The 20,108-nt window shown below is 39.9% G+C and carries 15 protein-coding genes; 9 read left to right on the top strand and 6 right to left on the bottom strand.

Going from position 1 to position 20,108, the window contains the following annotated elements; translation table 11 throughout:
* The 3 genes from ACM5QX_RS08685 to xisF (ACM5QX_RS08675) all read left to right on the top strand — a co-directional run.
* Positions 1-539: response regulator (locus ACM5QX_RS08685; protein ID WP_414753193.1), on the top strand; the 539-nt coding region annotated here is incomplete at its 5' end.
* A gap of 95 nt (positions 540-634) precedes the next feature.
* Positions 635-1,144: a molybdenum cofactor biosynthesis protein MoaE gene (locus tag ACM5QX_RS08680; protein WP_414753197.1), complete on the top strand. Its 510-nt coding sequence runs from the start codon at positions 635-637 to the stop codon at positions 1,142-1,144.
* Positions 1,119-2,519, top strand: a complete 1,401-nt coding sequence (gene xisF, locus ACM5QX_RS08675) for a fdxN element excision recombinase XisF (protein ID WP_414753192.1) — start codon at positions 1,119-1,121, stop codon at positions 2,517-2,519. The genes ACM5QX_RS08680 and xisF (ACM5QX_RS08675) overlap by 26 nt, the downstream gene beginning before the upstream one ends.
* Before the next feature lie 671 nt (positions 2,520-3,190).
* Here xisF (ACM5QX_RS08675) and ACM5QX_RS08670 read toward each other — a convergent pair.
* Positions 3,191-5,689 (bottom strand): DUF3987 domain-containing protein, encoded by a 2,499-nt coding sequence (locus tag ACM5QX_RS08670; RefSeq protein ID WP_414753191.1) that lies wholly within the window; start codon positions 5,687-5,689, stop codon positions 3,191-3,193.
* A gap of 920 nt (positions 5,690-6,609) precedes the next feature.
* On the opposite strand from ACM5QX_RS08670, the gene ACM5QX_RS08665 reads away from it, so the two are divergent.
* The 3 genes from ACM5QX_RS08665 (at position 6,610) to ACM5QX_RS08655 (ending at position 9,988) form a co-directional block, all read left to right on the top strand.
* Positions 6,610-7,716, top strand: coding sequence for a hypothetical protein (locus tag ACM5QX_RS08665; protein WP_414753190.1), 1,107 nt, complete (start codon positions 6,610-6,612; stop codon positions 7,714-7,716).
* A gap of 294 nt (positions 7,717-8,010) precedes the next feature.
* Positions 8,011-9,624 carry a fdxN element excision recombinase XisF gene (gene xisF, locus ACM5QX_RS08660; RefSeq protein ID WP_414753189.1) on the top strand — a complete coding sequence of 538 codons (1,614 nt, stop codon included), beginning with the start codon at positions 8,011-8,013 and terminating at the stop codon, positions 9,622-9,624.
* Between the two features lies 1 nt (position 9,625).
* Positions 9,626-9,988, top strand: a complete 363-nt coding sequence (locus tag ACM5QX_RS08655) for a hypothetical protein (protein WP_414753188.1) — start codon at positions 9,626-9,628, stop codon at positions 9,986-9,988.
* A 146-nt stretch (positions 9,989-10,134) separates the two neighbouring features.
* On the opposite strand, the gene ACM5QX_RS08650 is transcribed toward ACM5QX_RS08655, so the two are convergent.
* The 4 genes from ACM5QX_RS08650 to ACM5QX_RS08635 all read right to left on the bottom strand — a co-directional run bounded on the left by ACM5QX_RS08650 (position 10,135) and on the right by ACM5QX_RS08635 (position 16,708).
* Positions 10,135-10,389: a hypothetical protein gene (locus ACM5QX_RS08650; RefSeq protein ID WP_414753187.1), complete on the bottom strand. Its 255-nt coding sequence runs from the start codon at positions 10,387-10,389 to the stop codon at positions 10,135-10,137.
* A gap of 87 nt (positions 10,390-10,476) precedes the next feature.
* Positions 10,477-10,806 carry a hypothetical protein gene (locus ACM5QX_RS08645; RefSeq protein ID WP_414753186.1) on the bottom strand — a complete coding sequence of 110 codons (330 nt, stop codon included), beginning with the start codon at positions 10,804-10,806 and terminating at the stop codon, positions 10,477-10,479.
* Between the two features lie 312 nt (positions 10,807-11,118).
* Positions 11,119-15,099 (bottom strand): AAA-like domain-containing protein, encoded by a 3,981-nt coding sequence (locus ACM5QX_RS08640; protein WP_414753185.1) that lies wholly within the window; start codon positions 15,097-15,099, stop codon positions 11,119-11,121.
* A 34-nt stretch (positions 15,100-15,133) separates the two neighbouring features.
* Positions 15,134-16,708 (bottom strand): AAA-like domain-containing protein, encoded by a 1,575-nt coding sequence (locus ACM5QX_RS08635; protein ID WP_414753184.1) that lies wholly within the window; start codon positions 16,706-16,708, stop codon positions 15,134-15,136.
* Between the two features lie 787 nt (positions 16,709-17,495).
* Between ACM5QX_RS08635 and ACM5QX_RS08630 the strand changes: the two genes are divergently transcribed.
* The 3 genes from ACM5QX_RS08630 (at position 17,496) to ACM5QX_RS08620 (ending at position 19,291) form a co-directional block, all read left to right on the top strand.
* Positions 17,496-17,873 (top strand): hypothetical protein, encoded by a 378-nt coding sequence (locus ACM5QX_RS08630; protein WP_414753183.1) that lies wholly within the window; start codon positions 17,496-17,498, stop codon positions 17,871-17,873.
* 89 nt (positions 17,874-17,962) lie between these two features.
* A complete protein-coding gene (locus ACM5QX_RS08625) occupies positions 17,963-18,496 on the top strand; it encodes a hypothetical protein (protein ID WP_414753182.1) in 534 nt (177 codons plus the stop codon).
* A 15-nt stretch (positions 18,497-18,511) separates the two neighbouring features.
* Complete coding sequence (locus tag ACM5QX_RS08620; RefSeq protein ID WP_414753181.1) at positions 18,512-19,291, top strand: hypothetical protein; 780 nt, start codon at positions 18,512-18,514, stop codon at positions 19,289-19,291.
* On the opposite strand, the gene ACM5QX_RS08615 is transcribed toward ACM5QX_RS08620, so the two are convergent.
* Complete coding sequence (locus ACM5QX_RS08615; protein ID WP_414753180.1) at positions 19,288-19,419, bottom strand: hypothetical protein; 132 nt, start codon at positions 19,417-19,419, stop codon at positions 19,288-19,290. The two genes, ACM5QX_RS08620 and ACM5QX_RS08615, sit on opposite strands and share 4 nt — an antisense overlap.
* Positions 19,420-20,108: the final 689 nt, after the last annotated feature.

Below are 20,108 nucleotides of genomic sequence, written 5' to 3'. Positions count from 1 at the left end.
GAAGTATCAAATTGTACCTAGCTAAATCAATTCATCCCCTTATTCAGCAACGCCGTTTTATTAATGTATATACAGAAGAGGGGGAAGGCAGCCAGTTTAAAGTGTATCTACCTGCTCAGGATACCAAAGAGCTTTTAGAAGAAGCAGAGCTAGAATTACCTCCAGGAAATGGAGAGTTAATCTTAGTTGTTGATGATGAAGCTGCTATTAGAGATATTACGAAAACATCTCTAGAGTCCTATAATTATAAAGCAATTACAGCTAGTGATGGAATTGAGGCGATCGCCTTATATGCAGAACGCCGAGACGAAATATCTTTGGTGTTGACGGATATGGTAATGCCCTCTATGGATGGCTTAACAACTATTCGGACATTGCAAAAAATTAATCCTCTTGTAAAAATAATTGCTGTTAGTGGCTTGGCTGCTCATGATAAAGTCAACGCAGCTTATAATATGGGTATCCAAGCATTTTTATCGAAGCCATACACTGCTAACCAACTATTAAAAACAATTAATGCAGTCCAGCATAAGAATTAATTCTTGTTGCTCGGCTTATATTATTTGTAGATTTGGATAGTTGCTAATTAGTAATAGTAATAAATAATTATATATTCAATTGATATTTTATGACTATGGAATCAGTGCTGCCATCTACACCCATTGTTGCAATTAAACCCAAAATTGAAGATAGTTTTGCTATCACTTTCGCACCTTTATCTCTAGAAGAAATTTACGCTCTAGCCGATGACTCTGCTAACGGTGCGGTAGTAGTAATGAGTGGAATGGTTCGCAATCAAACTGACGGAAAACCCGTAGTTGCCTTAGAATATCAAGCTTATGAACCAATGGCGTTGCGTGTATTTTATCAAATAGCAGCAGACATCCGCTCGGCTTGGCCTGCTGCCAATCGGGTAGTAATTCATCATCGTATTGGACGTTTGCAGGTAGGACAAATCAGCGTTTTAGTAGCTATTGGTTGTCCCCATCGTAGTGAGGCATTTGAAGCTTGTCGTTATGCAATTGATACCCTGAAACATAACGCCCCCATTTGGAAAAAAGAGTGGTATAGCGAGCTAGATGGTAAACTATCTAGCAGTTGGGTGAGTATTGGTGCTTGTGAACAGTCAGGACAAAATTGCTAAAATTCCCGAAGTAGTTGCCTATGCCCGTGTTTCGTCTAGAGAACAGGCAGAAAATTCGGCAGCATTAGATCAGCAAATAGCTCGTCTTAAGGCAGCAGGGGCAGAGATAGTATTAACTGATACTGAATCTGGACGTGAAGGCAAAGAAGACCAACGTTCTAATTTTCAGAAACTCATGCAGTGGGTTCGAGGTGGATTAGTGAAGCAAGTTATTATCACTCGTCTTGATAGGTTATCTCGTTCGCTGCCTACATTGCGTAAAGTTTTGAATGAGTTTCAGGAATCAGAATGTGTACTATTAGCGTTGGATGACAATCTCGATCTGTCCACGGCCGCTGGAAAGTTTCATGTCAATATGCTGGGTGCCGTTGCCGAAATGGAAAGCGATCGCCTTTCAGAACGTATTCGACGAGGTAAAGAGCATTTCCGAAAGGAGAAACGTGCCTCACATGCACCATTTGGGTACATAGTGAGGGACTATCGACTCTATCCAAATCGTGAACCATTTCTCTGTTTGCTAGCTGATAAAAAGGAGTATTCTAAAGCAGGTATGGCAAGGGATTTGATTGAACACTATATTACGAAAAAATCTCTAAATGAGGGATGCCGATACTTTCAAAATCGTTATGGTTACTCAGAGTTTTGGCAAACCGCATTCAAACGATGGCTTACTAGTCCTGTACTGCAAGGTGATTTAGTATATTACCCTAAGTCTAAGAATCCAGAGATTCATCCCAATACCCATGAAGCCTTAATAAGCCGAGAAGAAGCACAAACAATTAAAGATATTTTAGAATTTAACCGTAAAGTTGGGGGTTTTGGGCATCGTCGAGGGGTATATCCTCTTACTGGATTAGTGAAATGTGAGTGTGGTGGCGGCTGTGTAGTAGCTACTGGTTCTAAAGGAGTAATTAAATATTTTGTCTGTGCGCGAACTCGCTTAGGGCGATGTGAGCGTAAGCATAGTGTGAAAATAGAAAAACTAGAAAATGCCGTAATTGAAGCCTTAATAAGCAGAGCGGATGAAATTGCTCTGTTTGCAAATGTAGGTTTTGTGGAGGAGTCACCAGAATTGCAGGATTTACGAATACAGCTAGCGGATTTAGAAGCATTGACTAATACTAGACGAAATGTGAACCCTGCCATTTCTGAAGCTATGCGTAAATTACGAAATCAAATTGAACAGTTACAACAACAAACCCAAAGTCAAGACCAAATAAATCTCAATAACCAGGAATTACTTAAGCTAGTCGCTTCACGTCATGATTTTTGGGCTGAACAGGATACCGTTCAGAAACAAAAGTTTTTTCGGGCATTGGTTGATCATGTTCTAGTGTCAAATGGCAAAATTCTTCAGGTTGTACTAAAGGTGTAAGCCCCTTTCTATGGGCATAATCTAGCATAGCTTTTCTCAAATCCTCACGAATAGTCATTACACCTCAACTCCTGTGGTTAGTGACACTTTACTGATTTACAAAACAGTGTTCATAAAAAGTTCTCCTACTGGTGAAGTACGACTTTTAATGACACGCGATAGTTAAATTACCTACAGATAAAATAATTAAGACAATTGCCACTAATATCTTGAAGGGAATTAACTACTTGAATTCGCAAAATCGATTTTTCGGCAAGGTTCGTAGTAATTATTAAATTTTTGAATAGGTAAAAAGCAGACCTTTCAGACTATGAGCTTAAATTTGAACACGATAACGAACCCAACAACCACTTACGTAAAAATTAAAAAGTTGGTAACTTGGTAACAAAATATCGTGTGTTATTTGGCAGAGAATATTCTAGGGCGGTAACAAATTCGGTAACTATTGGGTAACAACCTTTGCCTATACTCGCTGTACTCTTGGATATCAGTTAGGTTGAAACTAGAGAAATCGAAGGTAACAGAATACTCCTTATTGCTAAATCTCATTGATGAGCATTGTTACCATCATCAGATGTGTTTCTATTAAGGCATTTAAGCCTTTTATCCCTGTTCGTTACCAGTTTGTTACCACTTTTATGACGAGCTTCAAAGTCTATTGCAAAAAGTAGTTAAGGTACATTGTTACCAGTATTACCAGGGTCATCTTTAATTAGGATTTTGTAAGCTCTACCAGACTGTTGATTATCAATTGCATGACCCAAATCGACAACCTGTTTCATGAATGCTCTAGCTGCATCAGCAGTTAGTTTTTCGCGGCTTGATGACCAGTGAGTAACTTGCCTTGCCGCAATCCAACTCTCTCCCCTAAACCGTTCTACAAATCGGGTAATTGTTGATGAATCTCGATTAATTGTTATGCCAGAGTCAGCATAGATCAGGCGAGTTTGACCAATCAACCAGTTTGTAAATGCGATCGCTGCCTCTAATGTTTCGTTTGGTACGATAGTTTCCGGTATGCGATTATCAACAGCAGCATTCACACAATGGACGATAAGAGCAATTCTAGCTGCCCTTTCTTTTGCTTTTGGATAAATAGCTCTCAATGCAGAATTTGGTTCAGAAACTTTCTGCTTTTCACACCAACAATGCCATTTTTTCCAAACTTGTTGCCCATTTTGATTTAGTTGGTAAGTCTTAGGCGACAAGTTTTCTAAGTTCTTGTAAAGATTTTGAAGCACTAAAGAGAGGTTATGGCTTGTTTCATTACCAGGTGGTGGCATTTCTGTTAATGGTAACTGAATCCACATATATCTAGGCCAAAACCCGTCGTCTTCCTCCAAGTTGCCCATATGCCTTCGCAAAACACAGGGTTGGATTGTTCCTACTACACTTACAGATGTACGAGATATCAACACTCTAGGGACAGTTTTGCGGTTAATTTTGATGGGTTTACCATCATAAGCAGATAGCCATTTTTGGCGATCATTACCTTTGCCTTGGGGACGATACTGATTGAACCCAGCAAATAATCCTGCTAATTCATCGACTGCAACAATAACTCCTCGATTTGGTTGCTTGCTCAGGCAATCAGCAATCGCCTCTGAAGTTATATCTTGAAGGTAATATTCTTGCGGAATTGGTTCAGTAGGCATATCCCCTCTCTTATCTTTGGAAAGTTTCTGCCATTGAGCTAATTCCTGTCTATATTGTGCTGAATCACGTTGATAAGCGTCTTCAGCATCTGCCTGCAATTTCTCAAGCGGATTCAGTATGCTATTGAGAATCGGTGATTTTGTCGCCCCTGTTTCACCAACCAAACCCATCCACAGAATTGCAGGTGGGTAGAAGTTTGTAGCAGAATCAATTTCGATACAAGTACTAACCTTTAATAAAGAAGCTGCAACAGGTAATAAAACCCCAATAAAAGTTTCAATCGGAACATTGAATTGTTTGGCTAGGCACGTTAATGGATCAGTTAGGCGGGAAGAAAGTAATGACTGAACAGGTGCAGATTTTTTAGTTAGTTCAAGAAGGCTTTGAACCTCTTGCGCTAGTTCCTCTGTGTCTTCTGATTCTTCAAAGCATGGTGATAAAGACTGTAGATTATCTTTGTTATTACTTCGTTTAATACCAAATGGAGATTGCCAACTATTCTGTCGAGCGAATGATCCCAATGTGCCTATTCCAATACCATTACCAGATTCAAAAGATTCCCAATGTTTTGCACAGGCATTTACCTCATAGTTCGTAGCACCTAGACTCCAATTGTCCCATTCAGGTAACAATTCTTGACTAACAGAGTGTAGAGCCATTCCAACTTTAAGCCAGGTATCGTAGTCTTCTGTTGGAGGAATGGCACCAAGGAATGACAAAGCCCAATCCTTGTCAGTCCATGTTTGTACACTACCCAAGGTTTTGGATTTTAACTGAGTGAGTTGATGCGGAGGTTTATTCTTCAGCATTTGCTCAATCATCCATAAAGGAGCTTCTGCGATATCACATTCCGCAGGAGACCGACCGGGCAACCATTGATAAGCTCCTGTAACAGGGTGACATCCGGCAACAACAGATTGGCAACCATCCCAACGAAACTCTAGTTGTTCGGGTTTACCATCTTCTCCTTTAATATCTGTTTTGATTTTTTTGGTAGCGATCGCTCCCCAATACTTTTCAGGTACTCGATAAATAGCCTGATAACGTCCTTCTCTACCTGAGGTTAGGGTAACGGTTTTAGGTAATGCCGTTTCAAGAGACTGTTCTGAAAGTTTTTGAATTAGGTCGTCACAACTTGCCCCATCATGGTCAACAAACAGTAACCCGTTTGATGAAGTTCCGCAAAGAACGCCAACTGCACTCCACCTGTTTCCAGGTGGATTAATGATGTTGCCGTCATATGTTTTTACTGTCAGGTGTTTGAAGATTCCAGTTTCTACTGCTGCTTCAAAGTCCTGTAATTTCAGAGGAGTATTTTGCCAGTTATTAGCCAATGGAGCTTTATTATTACCCACGGGAACCAGCGCCCAATCTTTAGGTATCAATTTCAAATCCTGAAGAAGTTGCTGAGGCGTTATTGTGTTAATGCTGTTAGAATTGTGAACAGAAAATTTGTTTTTACTTTGGCGATCGCTGTTAGTAGCAGTAATCGCTTCTTTATTGATTTCATCCATTGCAAGTCCTATTCTTGTAGTGAGTCTGAAAAAAATTAATCAAAGAGTATTGAGACTACCTTTGAATTGAGATTTCTAAACTTGCCAAATAGCGTGCAATTTCTTGCGTGTGTGCGTCTGGATTGTGCTTATTTGCCAGCCAATTAAGGCAAAGCTCTAAATTGTAGCGAATTGTTCGGGAATTCTCTCGAACGTAATGAATTCCTTCGAGCCAATCACCACGTTGCCGGATCGCTTTTAAAGTGTGAACACTGTACCCAAGCCTTTGTGCAAGAACATGCTTATTACAAAAAGAAAAAGACATAAAAGCTCCTTTGGCTTTACAGGCATAGTCACTTTTACTGAGTAGAGGGAAATTCTCTTAAATCTCCCATATCTCTCAGATACATGATTTTTAAATAGAAAAATAAATTTCTTGAAACTTTAGAAGTTATAGGAAATGCTCAAGTAACTTAGCTTCAAAATGTCTTATCTTGAATTTTGCCAAGCTATCTATATGCAAATTCACTATTGATTCCACTTATCAAAATAAGCTCAAAAATCTCCAATCTATATATCAATATGAAGTTGTAAAAATATGTTAAGTAAAAATATCAATTATAATTTTTGCACTATATGTAAGGTATTAACTAAGTTTAAAGGAGTTCAGGCCACAGCACCCCCTAAAAAACTCTCAAGTTTTTCAATGTCTATGTCCATCTACTTAATATTACTTAAAAATTCTAAATAAAAGTTAGTATTGAAATAATTACACACGGCTATAGTTAATCAGATAACGTTAAAAAACACATATGAATGCCTTAATGCAAGATGATGAAGGAAAAAATAGTTAGTGAATTGCTACTAAACACGTCACTATAAAAAACCAGTCAATTTGTGGATGAATTACACTGGGTAGGTAAAATTGTGGGTTACGAAGCATGTTCAAGCATTATTACCCGTTACCTTGGCCAGACAAAAACTTTTGCGATAGTGAATTACAGTCCTTAACAGAGAGATTTATTCGTCACGACAAAGCATTACAAGAACTCCCACTAATCCTGATTCCAGAATATCTGCTGTCCCTCTGTTCTGATATAAAGCAACAGCATCCATTGATCAAACAGTTAACACAGGAATGGCTTGAGTACGCAAGAAAAGACGATGAGCGTTTAAGAATTGAGCGCCGATGGATTCCGCATACCCCTGTGTACATTCCTGATACATACAAAGGGAAACAATTTTTCAAGATTGCAAAAGCTATTGGTGATATTCCTCTAAATGCTCCTGTCATACCCAAGAACCAAAACCAAGGCTATTGGCTCAAAACATTACATTACTATTGGCAAGCAGCAGGAGTCACCTTCGCTCATCAACTATTGGGAATAATACAAGACCCACTAGAAGAAGGAGGTATTATTAATAACCGGCTACCACAAAGCATCATCCAATATCTTAAACTAACGAGAAATATAGATATTGCCTTGTTCCGAATTTTAGTTAGGGGCCAGCGAATTATTAAAACATGGGCAAGACAAAATAAAATTAGCTATCCGTTCAATCAGCCCTTAGAACTTTTTATTGAAATACTCAAACAGTATTTTCTAATTAGATGGCAATTAGACCCATGTAACAAAGATTGGCAATGGATGACAAAACAAATACAAAGGGACAATATTTCAACCAGAATTTATTTACTCAAAGAAACAATCTGGAAAGAATCATCACCTGATAATGCTGGCTACTGTAAGAGGAAAGAAGAATACCTTGATTATTTAAAACAAACAAACTCTTGGAATAATAACTGGGTATTGGCAATGCAAGCACAAATGCACAAAAATTCTAAATACAATAATCATCTAGAACCTTATTTAGAAGCCTACATTACTGCTATGCAAGAAGGTAAAGAACTTTTTGTAGATGAGTTTGATTGGCGAAGTGGAAAACCTTATAAAAAGCAATTGAACGGTAAACAGGTTACAAACAGACCTCTACCTATTCAAGGGGATGTTGATCCGTTGGGATATATTCGGTGGTACTATTCTTAATATTTATTTACAACTTCAAATTTATTTGTATTTTCTTGAATAATTTTGTTATTCCTTGTCAAGTAAATTTTTGACAAAGAGAACAAACTCATGTCCTACTCACTTTGCCCTAAACAGTTATCTGTTCAATTACAAATTCGCTACTTCTGTCTTCAAGCTATCAATTTTGTAAGCATTCATAGGTTAATCAATAATTTTTACAGCCTCAATATTAAAAGAAAATTTTGGTTATTTTCTAATCTTTATCCTCGGTTTTTGTGCATACTCAAATCAAATGGATTATGCACAAAAAAGATGGTAGAATTAGCTAGTCAATCACTTAATTCTACTTTAAATCTTGAGGAAGAGATGGAACTATTGGACATTGGTTATGCCCGTGTCTCTTCCCGCGAACAAGCCGAAAACACAAATGCTTTAGAACAACAAATTGCTAGATTGAAGGATGCTGGAGCAAAGTATATTCTTTGTGATGTTGAAAAAGGCAAGAAGGACGAACGTCTTCAGTATCAAGAATTAATTCGGCTTGTGGAAGCGAGGAAAGTTCGGAAAGTCATTATTACTCGAATAGATCGCATAACACGCTCTCTACCTACCCTGAGAAAAATTGTTGACATCCTTCAGAAATATGATGTCAACTTGGTGATTCTTGACCAAAAATTAGATTTGAGTACACCACAAGGTAAACTCATGCTGAATATGTTAGGTCTACTAGCTGAATGGGAAGTAGATTTACTTTCAGAGCGGATAAAACGTGGTAAAGAACACCAACGAAAACAAGGTTGGGCTAATGGTTCTTGCCCGTTTGGTTTGATTGTGATTGAACGCAAATATTTTTTGGATGTAACTCCTTTTCTCTGTTTATTGACTGACAGACCCGAAAACTATCGAGATTTTTACTCTAATTCCATAAATGAAAATACAATCTACGATTTACCTCATCGAACAGTAGCTGAAATTGCTAGGGACTGTATTGAAATTTTTCTGCAAGTAAAAGGTGTGACTCCTGCACTCAAGAAAATTTTTGAAAAATATGGGATTTGCAAGACTAAAGCGAAGTCTAATGGCACAGACAAAGTTTTTCACTGGAGTAAACCCGGTTTTTCGCTGTGGCTTCAAAATCCTGTTCTGGATGGACATACTAGCTATAGCAAGTACGAGCAATCTATTGATGGCAAAAGAAGGCGCAAGCCCCGTGATCAGTGGCAGATTATACGCAACACTCATCCCGACCAACGGCTTTTAAGAGATGGGGAAGCTGAAGAAATTCAGCATATCATTCAAGCCAACATTCAAATGTGCGGCGGAGCATTTGGAACTACGCACCGTCAAGAAGGATATCGCCCCTATGCTTATCAAATTGGGTTAGTTTATTGCGGGGAATGTGGTTCTCGGTGTACTCATAAGGGAGTGTATACTTCCTCTTATCAGTATCGTTACTATGCCTGCCGACACGCTGGTATTGGTTGCAAGAACTCCAAAAACGTTCTTCAATCTGACATTGAAGAGGCACTGATTACAACATTACTGAAAAAATCCCAAAATCTGACTCAGAAGCAGGACAATACCGCCCAAGTGCTTCCCTTTAAAACTGAGCGGTTGCAACAGATGGAGGGACAGCTTGCTTTTTTAGAGCAGTTTCCGGGGTTTAGCCCAGGTGCGGAAGAACTCAAGGCAGATTTAAAACGCCAAATTGAGGAGGAAATAAATTTCTTCCAATCACAACGTCTTGAGGACAAGACTGTTGAGGAAATTATTCTAATAGGAAACAACTTGGGTGTTTGGAGAACTCTGTCTAATAATGAGAAGGTTCAGATATACCGCCGCATCGTAAACAGGATTTTTATTCGTGATGGTCAAGTTGAATCCATTGTGTTTAAAAACACTCCTGCTGTAAAACTGGAGAATTAACATGAATGCGATTGAACTTCTGCGGCTGAAACAGTTGAGGTTTCAAGTTGCTTCACAACTGGTTTTGAAGGAGTGGCAGCCTAAAGATTTAAGTAAACCTAACTGTCCTAAATGCCACTCTCCAGGATTTCTAACTCCCCACCAGAGCCAGGAAAAGCGTGTTTGCTATTGTATTCGATGCAACTATTACTTCAAGGAAATTATTGCCAATCACATCTGTCAGTGTACTGTTCCTGGTCATGACAAGGTATGTTATGGTTGTCCACATTTTCAGCAATTTATGGAACTTGTTGACCAACGACTTGTGCAACTGGAACAACTAAATTTTGTAGAGTTACAGGATTTGTTGCCTTTCCAACCTTAACCATAAAATAACTCATGGACTTTATTGGATCGCAGTAATACTTTAGAGTTTATCTTTACTGCGATCGCACACAAAGCAAACAAAAATTTAGCTAAAAAATTGACCCCTCTAGGGGGTCAATTTTTAGTTACACGAAGTAACTGTGCTTATTGCACTGCAATAGGTCTATTCAAAATACTCATAACTTCACCAGGATTAGAGCTAGGTAGTAAAGGACTCCAATCCCCAACATTTGCATAGCCAATAACCTGCAAGTAGTGAATTGTGCTAGTAACGGCTTTAGAAGAACCAATCAACAGATGTTTAAGTGGTTCTTTACCTTGCACAGTCTGAAACTCGCTTGGACTATTGGTTGCTGCATTTGATTCTTCGACGTTAGATAAAAAGCTTTGAGTAATCATAATTCACCTATGTGAGGTGGGAATAGCTATGACACACAATAAAACCCATGTTGTCACCATGACAACTTAATAATGCACCAGTGACAACTAATCATTAAAGTTTGTGTTATGTTTGCGCCGTCGTTTTCTCGCCCATATTTCTCTGAGGTGGGCAGGTTCATTTTCAAATTGAGTCCACAAAGCATGAATTTCTGCTAGTCGGCGTTTGTCAGATTCTGAGGGTTCCCTACGATGCTCACCTTGAGAAAACCAATGAGCTACCGTGCTTTTAGAACGACCACATAATTCGGCAAGTTCTTCGTAGTTGACAGCCCAATGTTTTAGGAACTCTTCAGGCTCCATTTTGATAGCAACCTCAGCTTTGTAAACTTCAAACAGTTCCCAGTGTCTTCTAGTGGGTGTTTTGGCTGCAATCATAAGGAGGATTTGAATAATGCACGGGTGACAACTTATAGAGCTATCATACCGAAAATTAGCGATCGCCAACTCATTCTTATTAAACGAGGCTACGTATCGAATTTGGGGAAAAAACTGCTCTAACTGTTAGTGGCTCTATATTTCCTTGACAAATCCAGGCTCCCCAGTAAAAAGGATGCTGCAATGGTGTGTCTTCTTCTTGACAATCAATCTGGCTGTCTACTGATAATTCATTAGCTCTTAAAAATTCTTTTAGTATCTCAACACCCAAGTTAAAAAAGATTCACCCAACTGAGAAATACTCAAATTGGTTCAATGTTTTTCCACCGGACAAAGAGACTGATAATCTCCTAAATCTGGATGCAATTGCAAATAATCTTTTATCCATATACAACCAGAGTGTAATACCTGCTTACTATCTAAAACCCGATTAAGTTGCCAGAGAATCACTACATCATCCAATCCAGCAGATGCTAATAGTGCGCCTCTAATTTTAGTAGCAGGATAAAACGCAACATTTAATGCTCGGTCTTCATGTCCTTCCAGAGTAGCGCGGAGGATGCCATCTAGCGACCACAGTTTTACTTTATTATCCCAACCAGCAGAGGCCAAGACAGTACCCCAGTTGTCGGGGAGTCCAGAATGGGGGGGAATGAAGGTGATACCATTTACCCGATCTGTGTGGGCGGGAACGGTGCGAATTAATTTACCTTCTAACGACCACAGCTTAATTGTTGTGTCCTCACTGGCTGTAGCAACAAACTTTCCATCAGGACTAAAGGCGACATCCCAAATAGTCTCGTTATGACTTTTCAGGGTAAATTGCGGCTGAGATGGAAACTTCCCGTTTGCATCCCGATGCCAGAGGCGAAGCAACGTATCTCGACCCCCGATCGCTAACCATTGGTTATCGGGGCTAAATGCTCCAGCATTGAGGCGATCGCGGTTTTTAGGTAGGGACTCACTCAGGGTTTGGATGAAAGTGCCATCCCGCTTCCAGAGTTTGGCTGTGCCGTCCCAACTGATGGAAGCTATTTCTAGCCCGTCGGGACTAAACATCACATCCCGCACTGTTGCGTTATGGGCTGAGATGGTTTTTAAGGGTTTTCCCTGCATCGTCCATAAAGTCAAGGAACCATCATCGCTACCTGCGGCGATGTCCTTCCCGTCTGGGCTGATATCCACCGACCAAACCTGTCCTGGTGGCGGGGTTAAGGTGTTGAGCAGTTGTCCGGCTCGATTCCACAGCTTAATGGTGCCGTCAGCACTAGAGGAAACGATTGTTTGCCCATCAGGGCTAATGGGCGTGTGCCAAACAGAGGCACGATGACCCCGCAATACTGTGAGAATCTCGCTTTGCAGTTGCCACAGCCGCACCAAGTCATCTTCGCCACCGGAAATCAAACGACGACCATCAGCACTGAAAGCTACTTTCCATGTACCGTTAATATGGGCATACAAAGTTTGATTGACAGTTCGATCACTGTTCCAAAACTTAATTGTGTTATCCCAACCAGCTGAAGCGAGGGTTTGTCCATCGGGGCTAAAGGCGAGAGTCACCACGCTGCTGTCGTGTTCTGTGGCAGTTTCCAATAAAGTGCCAGTGGCAGTCCACCAGATAACATTACCAATCCAGTCTCCAGCTACCAGAGTTTGTCCGTCAGGGCTGAAGGTGACGCTCATCAAACGGTTTTTGCCTTTTTTGGATACGATGGGATTATTCAGTGTCCGAATTTTCTTACCCTCTAGATTCCAGAGGATGAGAGTATTATCATCACTGACCGAGGCTAGGATGTTAGCATCAACAGGACTAAATGCCACCTTTGAAACTGCATCGCTGTGACCCTTAAAAGTACGAATCAAGCTGCCGTCGATGCGCCAAAGTTTTACTGTCTTGTCGTTACTAGCCGAGGCAATCCATTGTCCGTTAGGGCTGACGGCTAGCGATCGCACCGAATCTTGATGTCCGTTGAGTATTTTAACCAGTGTACCGTCCAACTTCCACAGTCGCACAGTGCCATCTTGCCCAGCCGAAATTAGTTTATCGCCTTTGGGAGTAAAGGTGACATCAAAGACTTCTCCTTTGTGACCGCTAAATACTTTTACCAATGTGCCATCGCTTTTCCACAGAGTAATCTTACCGCGTTGGTGAGCAGCAGCGATTGTCTGTCCGTCGGCAGTGATGGCAATACTCCGCACTTTTCCCTGTTTACCGTTTAGGCGGTTGCGTTCAATGACTTGAAAGGTGGCACGGCGCAATTCTCGATCTACTTTGGTAAGTAACTCAGCAGGCACATCCGACAATTTGCTCAATCGAGTCTGGGCTTTGATGGCACTGACTAAAGCATCTAATCGATTCCCAGAGGCAAACTGAGCTTCCGAAACGTTAGCGATCGCTTCAATTTCTCGGAGAGTGGCTTGATGTCTTTGAGCAAAGGCATACATTCCTAGAGAACTGGCGATAACAAAGGCAATACTAACAGTCCCCAGTAACCACTTTTGCAAGCGACTGGCACGTTTTTCTTGTTGCAGTCGCTTTTCAACTTCTTGCAGTCGCCGGAATTCTTCTTGTCGTTTCAAATCATCTAAGTCGGTGCTGGTGCCAAACCACTTGATTACCTGTCCGCTTCCATCCTTGATCGGAATCGCCCGATTGAGAAACCAGCGATAGTTTCCCGCGACATCTTGTATTCTCAGTTGCACTTCATAAGGTGAGTTAGTTTCTAGGGAATGTTTCCAAGCGACAAGGCTATTGGGGCGATCTTCAGGATGAACCAAATCTAGGCTTTTCCAGTCCGTCACCTTTGAATGCGATCGCCCCAAAAAGGTACTTAAGTGCTGGTTGGTATAAGATAGTCTACCATCTGGCTCTACAATCCATACCATCTGGGGCATTGCTTCTGCTAGTTGCCGAAAGAACCTTTCGCTTTCTTGCTGCGCCGCAAATTGCCGCCGGATTTCTTGCTGTTCTGCATCCTGACTGGCGGCAAGAAATTGGTAATCTAAATCGCTGAGGCTTTTGTTTTGCGCCCACTTTTGGGCATCAATTAGAGCTTGTCCCCGTAAAAGCCGGGATGTATCCTGTTTTTGAGAAGCAATCCAAGCTGATACTGTTTCATAGTAGGGACATAGTTGATTTAATTGTGCTTCTACCCATTCCCGATTAAAAACGTCTTGATATATGCGATTGCGGATTTGCAGATATCCTTGATATTTAACTACCAAACCAGAAAGCAGCAGTTCTATCTGTTCTCGACTGTCGTCGGCTGCTACAGGAATAGCTTGTAAAAGTTGCTGATAGATACCCAGTAATCTACTAATGCGTTGAGTATTGTAAAGCAGGCGATTGCGAATTGTGCGTAAATGCTCTGGTTCGTCTTGAGATTCCCAATTGTTAATGATTTGCGATCGCACTACACTCTCTACCCAATCTGCTTCCTTACCTGGTGTAATCTCCAAAGGTGGGCTAGTTTTGCCGTTGCTACTTTCTAGATTCATCCCTTGGCTGTGATGCTTTTGCTTGGTTATTACCACCAACTGACATAATTTTTGCGTTAAAAATGGCTGTCCATTAGTCCAAGCAATAATTTCTTTAAATACCCTTTGGGGATTGTTCACAACTTGCTCTAATCCCACTACCAAAGGTTGAGCCTCTGCTAATGTAAACCCTTCTAAATTAATAGCAACACCAATATTAAAAGGTGTTTTGAGTTTATTTTGAATTAAATCAGAGGGAGTTGCAACCCCAAATAAAGCAAAACCCAGTCGTTCGTATTCAGGATTATGGACTCTTTGTTGATAACAAGCCCGAATCCACGCATAGAAATCATCTATGCCAAAGCTTAATTGCAGCAAACTATCAATTTCATCAATGAAAATCAAAATCCGATTGTTACTCAGATTGACTAACAAAATCTCTTCGATAAAATTCCCCAAGCGTTGAATGAGTGAAAACTCAGTTTGTTCTTGCCACCACGCTGCAAAATCGATTTTCTTAGCTAATCCAAAACTATGCAGCAAGCGGACAATTATCCCTTTATAAAATTGTGTTTGGGTGAGTTCTTGGCTGCGTATCTGCGTAATATCAATGTAAGCACAACTAAAGCCTTCATTTTGTAATCGTTGCTTGGTATGTACCAGTAGTGAAGATTTGCCTATTTGACGACAGTTGAATACATAGCAAAATTCCCCTGCTTTCAGGGCTGTATAAAGCTCAATATCTGCTTGTCTATTAACATAGTTAGCAGCATTAGCATTCAGACAACCACCAACTTTATAAATGCTTTTGTTCATAATAGCAAATCATAATTTGCTGAACTTTGTTTAATTACGACATCAGATATTTTTTAAAGAAGTCTCGATATAATTGGCGACTAATTACCCATTTTTGTTGTTGCACTTGAATTAACCCCATATTTTCTAATTGGTAGGCAGTTAACATATCTAAATCGATATTTTTATCTTTTGTTAAAAAGATTTTTATAGTATCTAATAATTGGGTATTTTTTTGTAATTTATTTAATAAATTTTGTAAATGTTGACGATAGATTCCTACTTCTGTGATTGCTGTTTGCAAAATTTCTTTTAAGGTTAAGTTATGATACAGCAGGTGATAAAGAGTAATATTTAGTAATGCTGGATGTCCCCCGATTAATTCCATTAATTGCTGCACTTGCTTGTTTTGTTGCCAATCAATTCCATAGCGGTTTGCTAACTCAATTACTTGCTCAGAAGTAAATTCTGATAATTTCAATGGTAGCCCAATGTTAAAAGGAGATTGATTAATTTCAATAGAAAGATAAACATCTGTTGAATAAACAATCACCAAACGCAGCTTTGTCCATACTTCATCTTGTTGCGCTTCTTCTTGCCACGAACGTAAAAGAGGGAGAAATTCGTTGGCTAGATCGGGATATTCAAAAATATGCTGAACTTCGTCTAATACTAATAGTAAAGGTTTTTCTAAAGGTGCAAGCAGACATTCTCTTAGATAAAGAGTGCATCTGAGTTTACTACCTATTTCTTCATCCCAATGTTTATCGACATTAAATTCCCTGCCTAATTGACGAGCAATACTAGCAGCTAACCATTGCATGAATAATTGAGGTTTTCGCAAAACATCAATATCAACTTGAGCGATATTGATTTTTGCAGTTTCATACCCTAACATTCTGGTATGAGCTACAATCCTTAACATTAGAGAAGTTTTACCTATGCCTCGACAACCTTGAATGCGAATGACACATCCCGGTTGCGTGATTTCTTGATATGCTAATTCTTCTAATGGAGGACGAGAAATATACAATTTAGAATCTAAAGATAAAGGAGCGCAGGGATATTTTATATATTCACTAATTTTTGTTACATCATTGTAATTTCTCTGTTTATTGAGTGTCATTTCACTCTTAATTTTCTCTTCACCGAGAAAGACGGAAACAATTTGAGATGGTGCAGTATTTGGTGTGATTGTTTGTTGTTTCCCCAACAATTCACTTTCTGGTAATAAATCTGCATTAGCTGAATTTTCAGATAAATCTCGATCTATCAGTTGTCGTTGTTCTTGGGAATATTCCTGGTGAAAATCAATGTCATTGGTATCATAGAGGGTATAGTCATCTTCATGCAACACTAAATCAAAAGCACTAAAGCAGCTTCGCAAGGTACGCGGATCTATCCTCGAATTCAAAGACCATAAACGGCTTAAACTAGAGGTAGAAATTCCAATACGCTCACTTAATTCTACTTGGGTAAAACGTTTACTTCCTCTTTTTTGTCTCTCTTCTTCTAAAATTGCAGTTTGCAATCTCTTCAACCCAACAGCAGTCAGAACTGCTCCTCTTTTTCGCAGTGATTTATTTTTGTCTGCTTTCATCTCTAAATGAAATTTTTCAGTTGTTTCCATATTGATTTTGATTAAAAGCGTTCTTTTAGACTTACATGATGTATCTGATGTTTTAATTGCTCTAATCTAGATATTAACAGATATATACTACCCCTTAACTGATGTAAGTGAGGTTTTTGAACTGCAAAAATCTTAATTGATTTTTCAGTCGTGGCAAAATAAAACAGTATTAAAAAATCTTTAGATGTATACGTAAGCGAGTATTCAATATATGTATATAAAAATACAAAATTTATAAATGAGTACACCTTTGCTCAACCATTCCATTGTCAAAACTACAGACTATACACGAGTGTTTTCAGCTAATTTACGGGCAAATTAGGTTAACTGATTTATCTGCGCTTGAAGTAAATAAGAAAATATGAAAGATTTAAGTGCAGTGCCAATTATTTCCTACAATATGCTGTTAAATTAAGAGTTTGATTTGTCGAGGTTACTGTCGAAGAAGCTGACAACGCAAATGAAAGCCATTGTGCTTTGGACATACAAGAAAGGTGCAAAAATGCCGATTATTCATATGCCAGTCAAACAGAATTCATTCTGTTTAATAAATATCATTTATGTCAAGAATTAAAGTTTAGAAAATATGTTAGTTTTTCAATGCTTTCTAGGTCAAATACTTCTGCAAATCAGCTTAAAAATTTCCCATTCATCTATAATCACTATTCCTAGTTAAAATTTTTTGTGCTTTCATTTTATCTATTAAATCGAAGGCAAAATCATAATGTTTTTTACTTAATTTGCTTGTTTTTGTATGAAGCTTTTAAATCCCCTTTGAATAATCGCCATGAAAAGTATCAATAAAAAATTCGTTGCTCTTTGTTTTATTACTGCTGGTAATCTTTTCTGGAGCATGGAGGGGCTGTTTAGCTCTGCCCAAGCTCAAAGCTTTGAACCTGTTTCTATGATCATTTCCCAATCTTCTGAACCTGTCACCTACATGACAGTACTGGACAAAAATACAATCGTTATCCAAATCACGGAGGGCGAATTTCTCTTCCACGGCTATCTGGAGCGGACATCTGGCAATACATTCATTGGCGAAAACGAGCAGGTGCGCGTCATCTATAACCGAGGTACTAAGCAGGTTGTGGTGATTAATAAAAAGACGGGGACTGAGTTTTACAACTACTTCTTCTCTGATACCAATGAAGGGGCGCTTTAGGTTAAAGCAATCCAATTTGTAATGATTCCTAAGATTATTTGCACTCTTGAGAAAACAACATGAGAATAAACCGTTTAATTCCGATCATCGTGAGTTCCCTAATCATCACGCTCGCCCTCAATGCCCAGGCTCAAAATGCTGGAGATCCCGTTCGCGGAATTCAAGATTTAGTGAATGTTCGCGGACGAGATGGAGAAGCCATACTCCAACAACGGGGCTATAGGTTTCGCTGGGCTGAGAAATCTGATGATTCTACTTATAGCTATTGGACTCAAACTAGAACAGGTCGGTGCATTAGTGTGAGGACAGAACAAGGTCGCTACGTCTCTCTGGTTGATACCGGAACTACAGCAGATTGCGATCGCGGAGATAGGAAACGTCCTCAAAATACAGGCAATTCGTCTTCCCGACCTTTGTCAGACCTAGTAGGAGCGAGGGCTGGTCAAGCAGAACGTGAAGTGCGGCAGAGGGGATATACCTATCGCCGTAACGAAAGAGTGTCAAATACTTCTGTTGCTTCATTCTGGGTTGAAGGCAACTCAGGTAAGTGCGTAGAAATCGTTACCTCAAATGGCCGCTATCAAAACATCTTTTACGTTGATTGGCATCACTGCGACAGATAATCTAATCGCGTTGTTGTGTCTAAACCGATTGACACTGGCGAAATTATCTATGGTAAAGTTTCCAAACAAATTCATGTAGGCTCTATGCAACTAATGAAAAGCTTGCGAATATTAGCCCCTACTTTTCTGGGTTTATTAACTCTGACAGTCACTCATCCTGTTAACGCTCAAGCAGTGATTGACACTTTAGACAACGGTAATCTAAGTGTGACTGGTATGAGATCGGGAAGTGGCTGTACTGTCCTTTTTAACCCTCAAGGAGAGATCCTTCAACAAGGTCGATCCTGTAATTCAACAGAAATTCGTAAAGCCCAGGCAGCGATCAATAGCTACCTGCAAGAACAGCGCACATCTGACAATCACAATGGCAGCTCGTCGCGCCAAAGTCTGACGCTGATCTGCTATGGTGAAGGTCGCAAACCGTCTGTCGCAAATCGCTATGGATATGAATGGGATGACCGCCGCCATCGCTACGAACTGAGTAATCGCATAGAGTCAACGACTAGCGACTTCGATTCCGAAGTTCAGGTCGAAATTCGTGATACACAGGGAAAAATCCATCTGACTGGAAAGCTCATCGCGCCAATCAATTCAGGCGGTAATAATGGATGGTGGACGCTCGACGACCTTCAGGTTTCGCCCGATCGCATTACGGGAAAATACCGGATGAACGCGCTAAATAAACCGCGAGTCAATATCGACCGGCGTAGCGGCAGGATTGCCATAGATGGGATTGAAAAGTTTCGGGGCGACTGCGAATCAGGCGATTGGGGCGGCAGCAGAACTCGTTTCTAGTTTGCTGTATTGTTGGGTTTCGTCAAGACAAAAACAAAACCCATATCTTCGCAGTTGAAAACTCGCTCCATCGGTGGCGTAAAGATTTCGTGTTGGTGCAGACGCGATCGCATTGCTCTCTTCGACACTAGCTAATAGGCGAAAAATCGAAGTAAGTCCAAATAAATACTAAAGGTAGAACGATAAAACAAAAATCAACATAGATTTAGATAGATTTGAATACCATCAACAACATAGTACCAATCTTCAAATTTGAAGATTAATACTTTTGCTTCAGGTAATTTAATTAAGCTGAACGGTTTGCTGATTAATTAGAACAATAAACAATGAATTGCTTGCACTGGAGAAACTATCACATGGAAAACTCTGCCTTGACTCTTATTCGTAGTGTTTTAGCCGCCTCGGTTATCACCACATCGCTCACATTTAGCTTCACTGCACCGTCGTTAGCTCAGGCTCATACGACAGTACGGTTTTCCTCTGGCAACGATAACACTTTTATGCGGTCTTCGATCACGGGCAACCACTACCACGACTATGTTCTGAATGCGCGGGCAGGGCAGAGGATGTCGGTTTCGTTGATTACCAAAGGATCAGCATACTTCAACATTCTCCCACCAGGCAGCACAGATCGGGCAATTTATAACAGCTCAATATCGGGTAACGACGGAAACGTTCGTTTGTCACAGAGTGGTAACTATACAGTTCGTGTGTATCTAAAGGGTGACAGTAAGGACAGAAATCGAACGGTTCCTTTTGAACTTTCAGTCGGTATCTTGTAATGGTTGCTTTTCAATACTAGACATCTTGCAAAAGT

This window comes from Anabaena sp. CCY 9910 (genome assembly GCF_963920875.1).
Taxonomy (GTDB): domain Bacteria; phylum Cyanobacteriota; class Cyanobacteriia; order Cyanobacteriales; family Nostocaceae; genus Trichormus; species Trichormus variabilis.
Note: the sequence above shows the minus strand (reverse complement) of the source record. Positions and strands in the feature narration are given on the sequence as shown.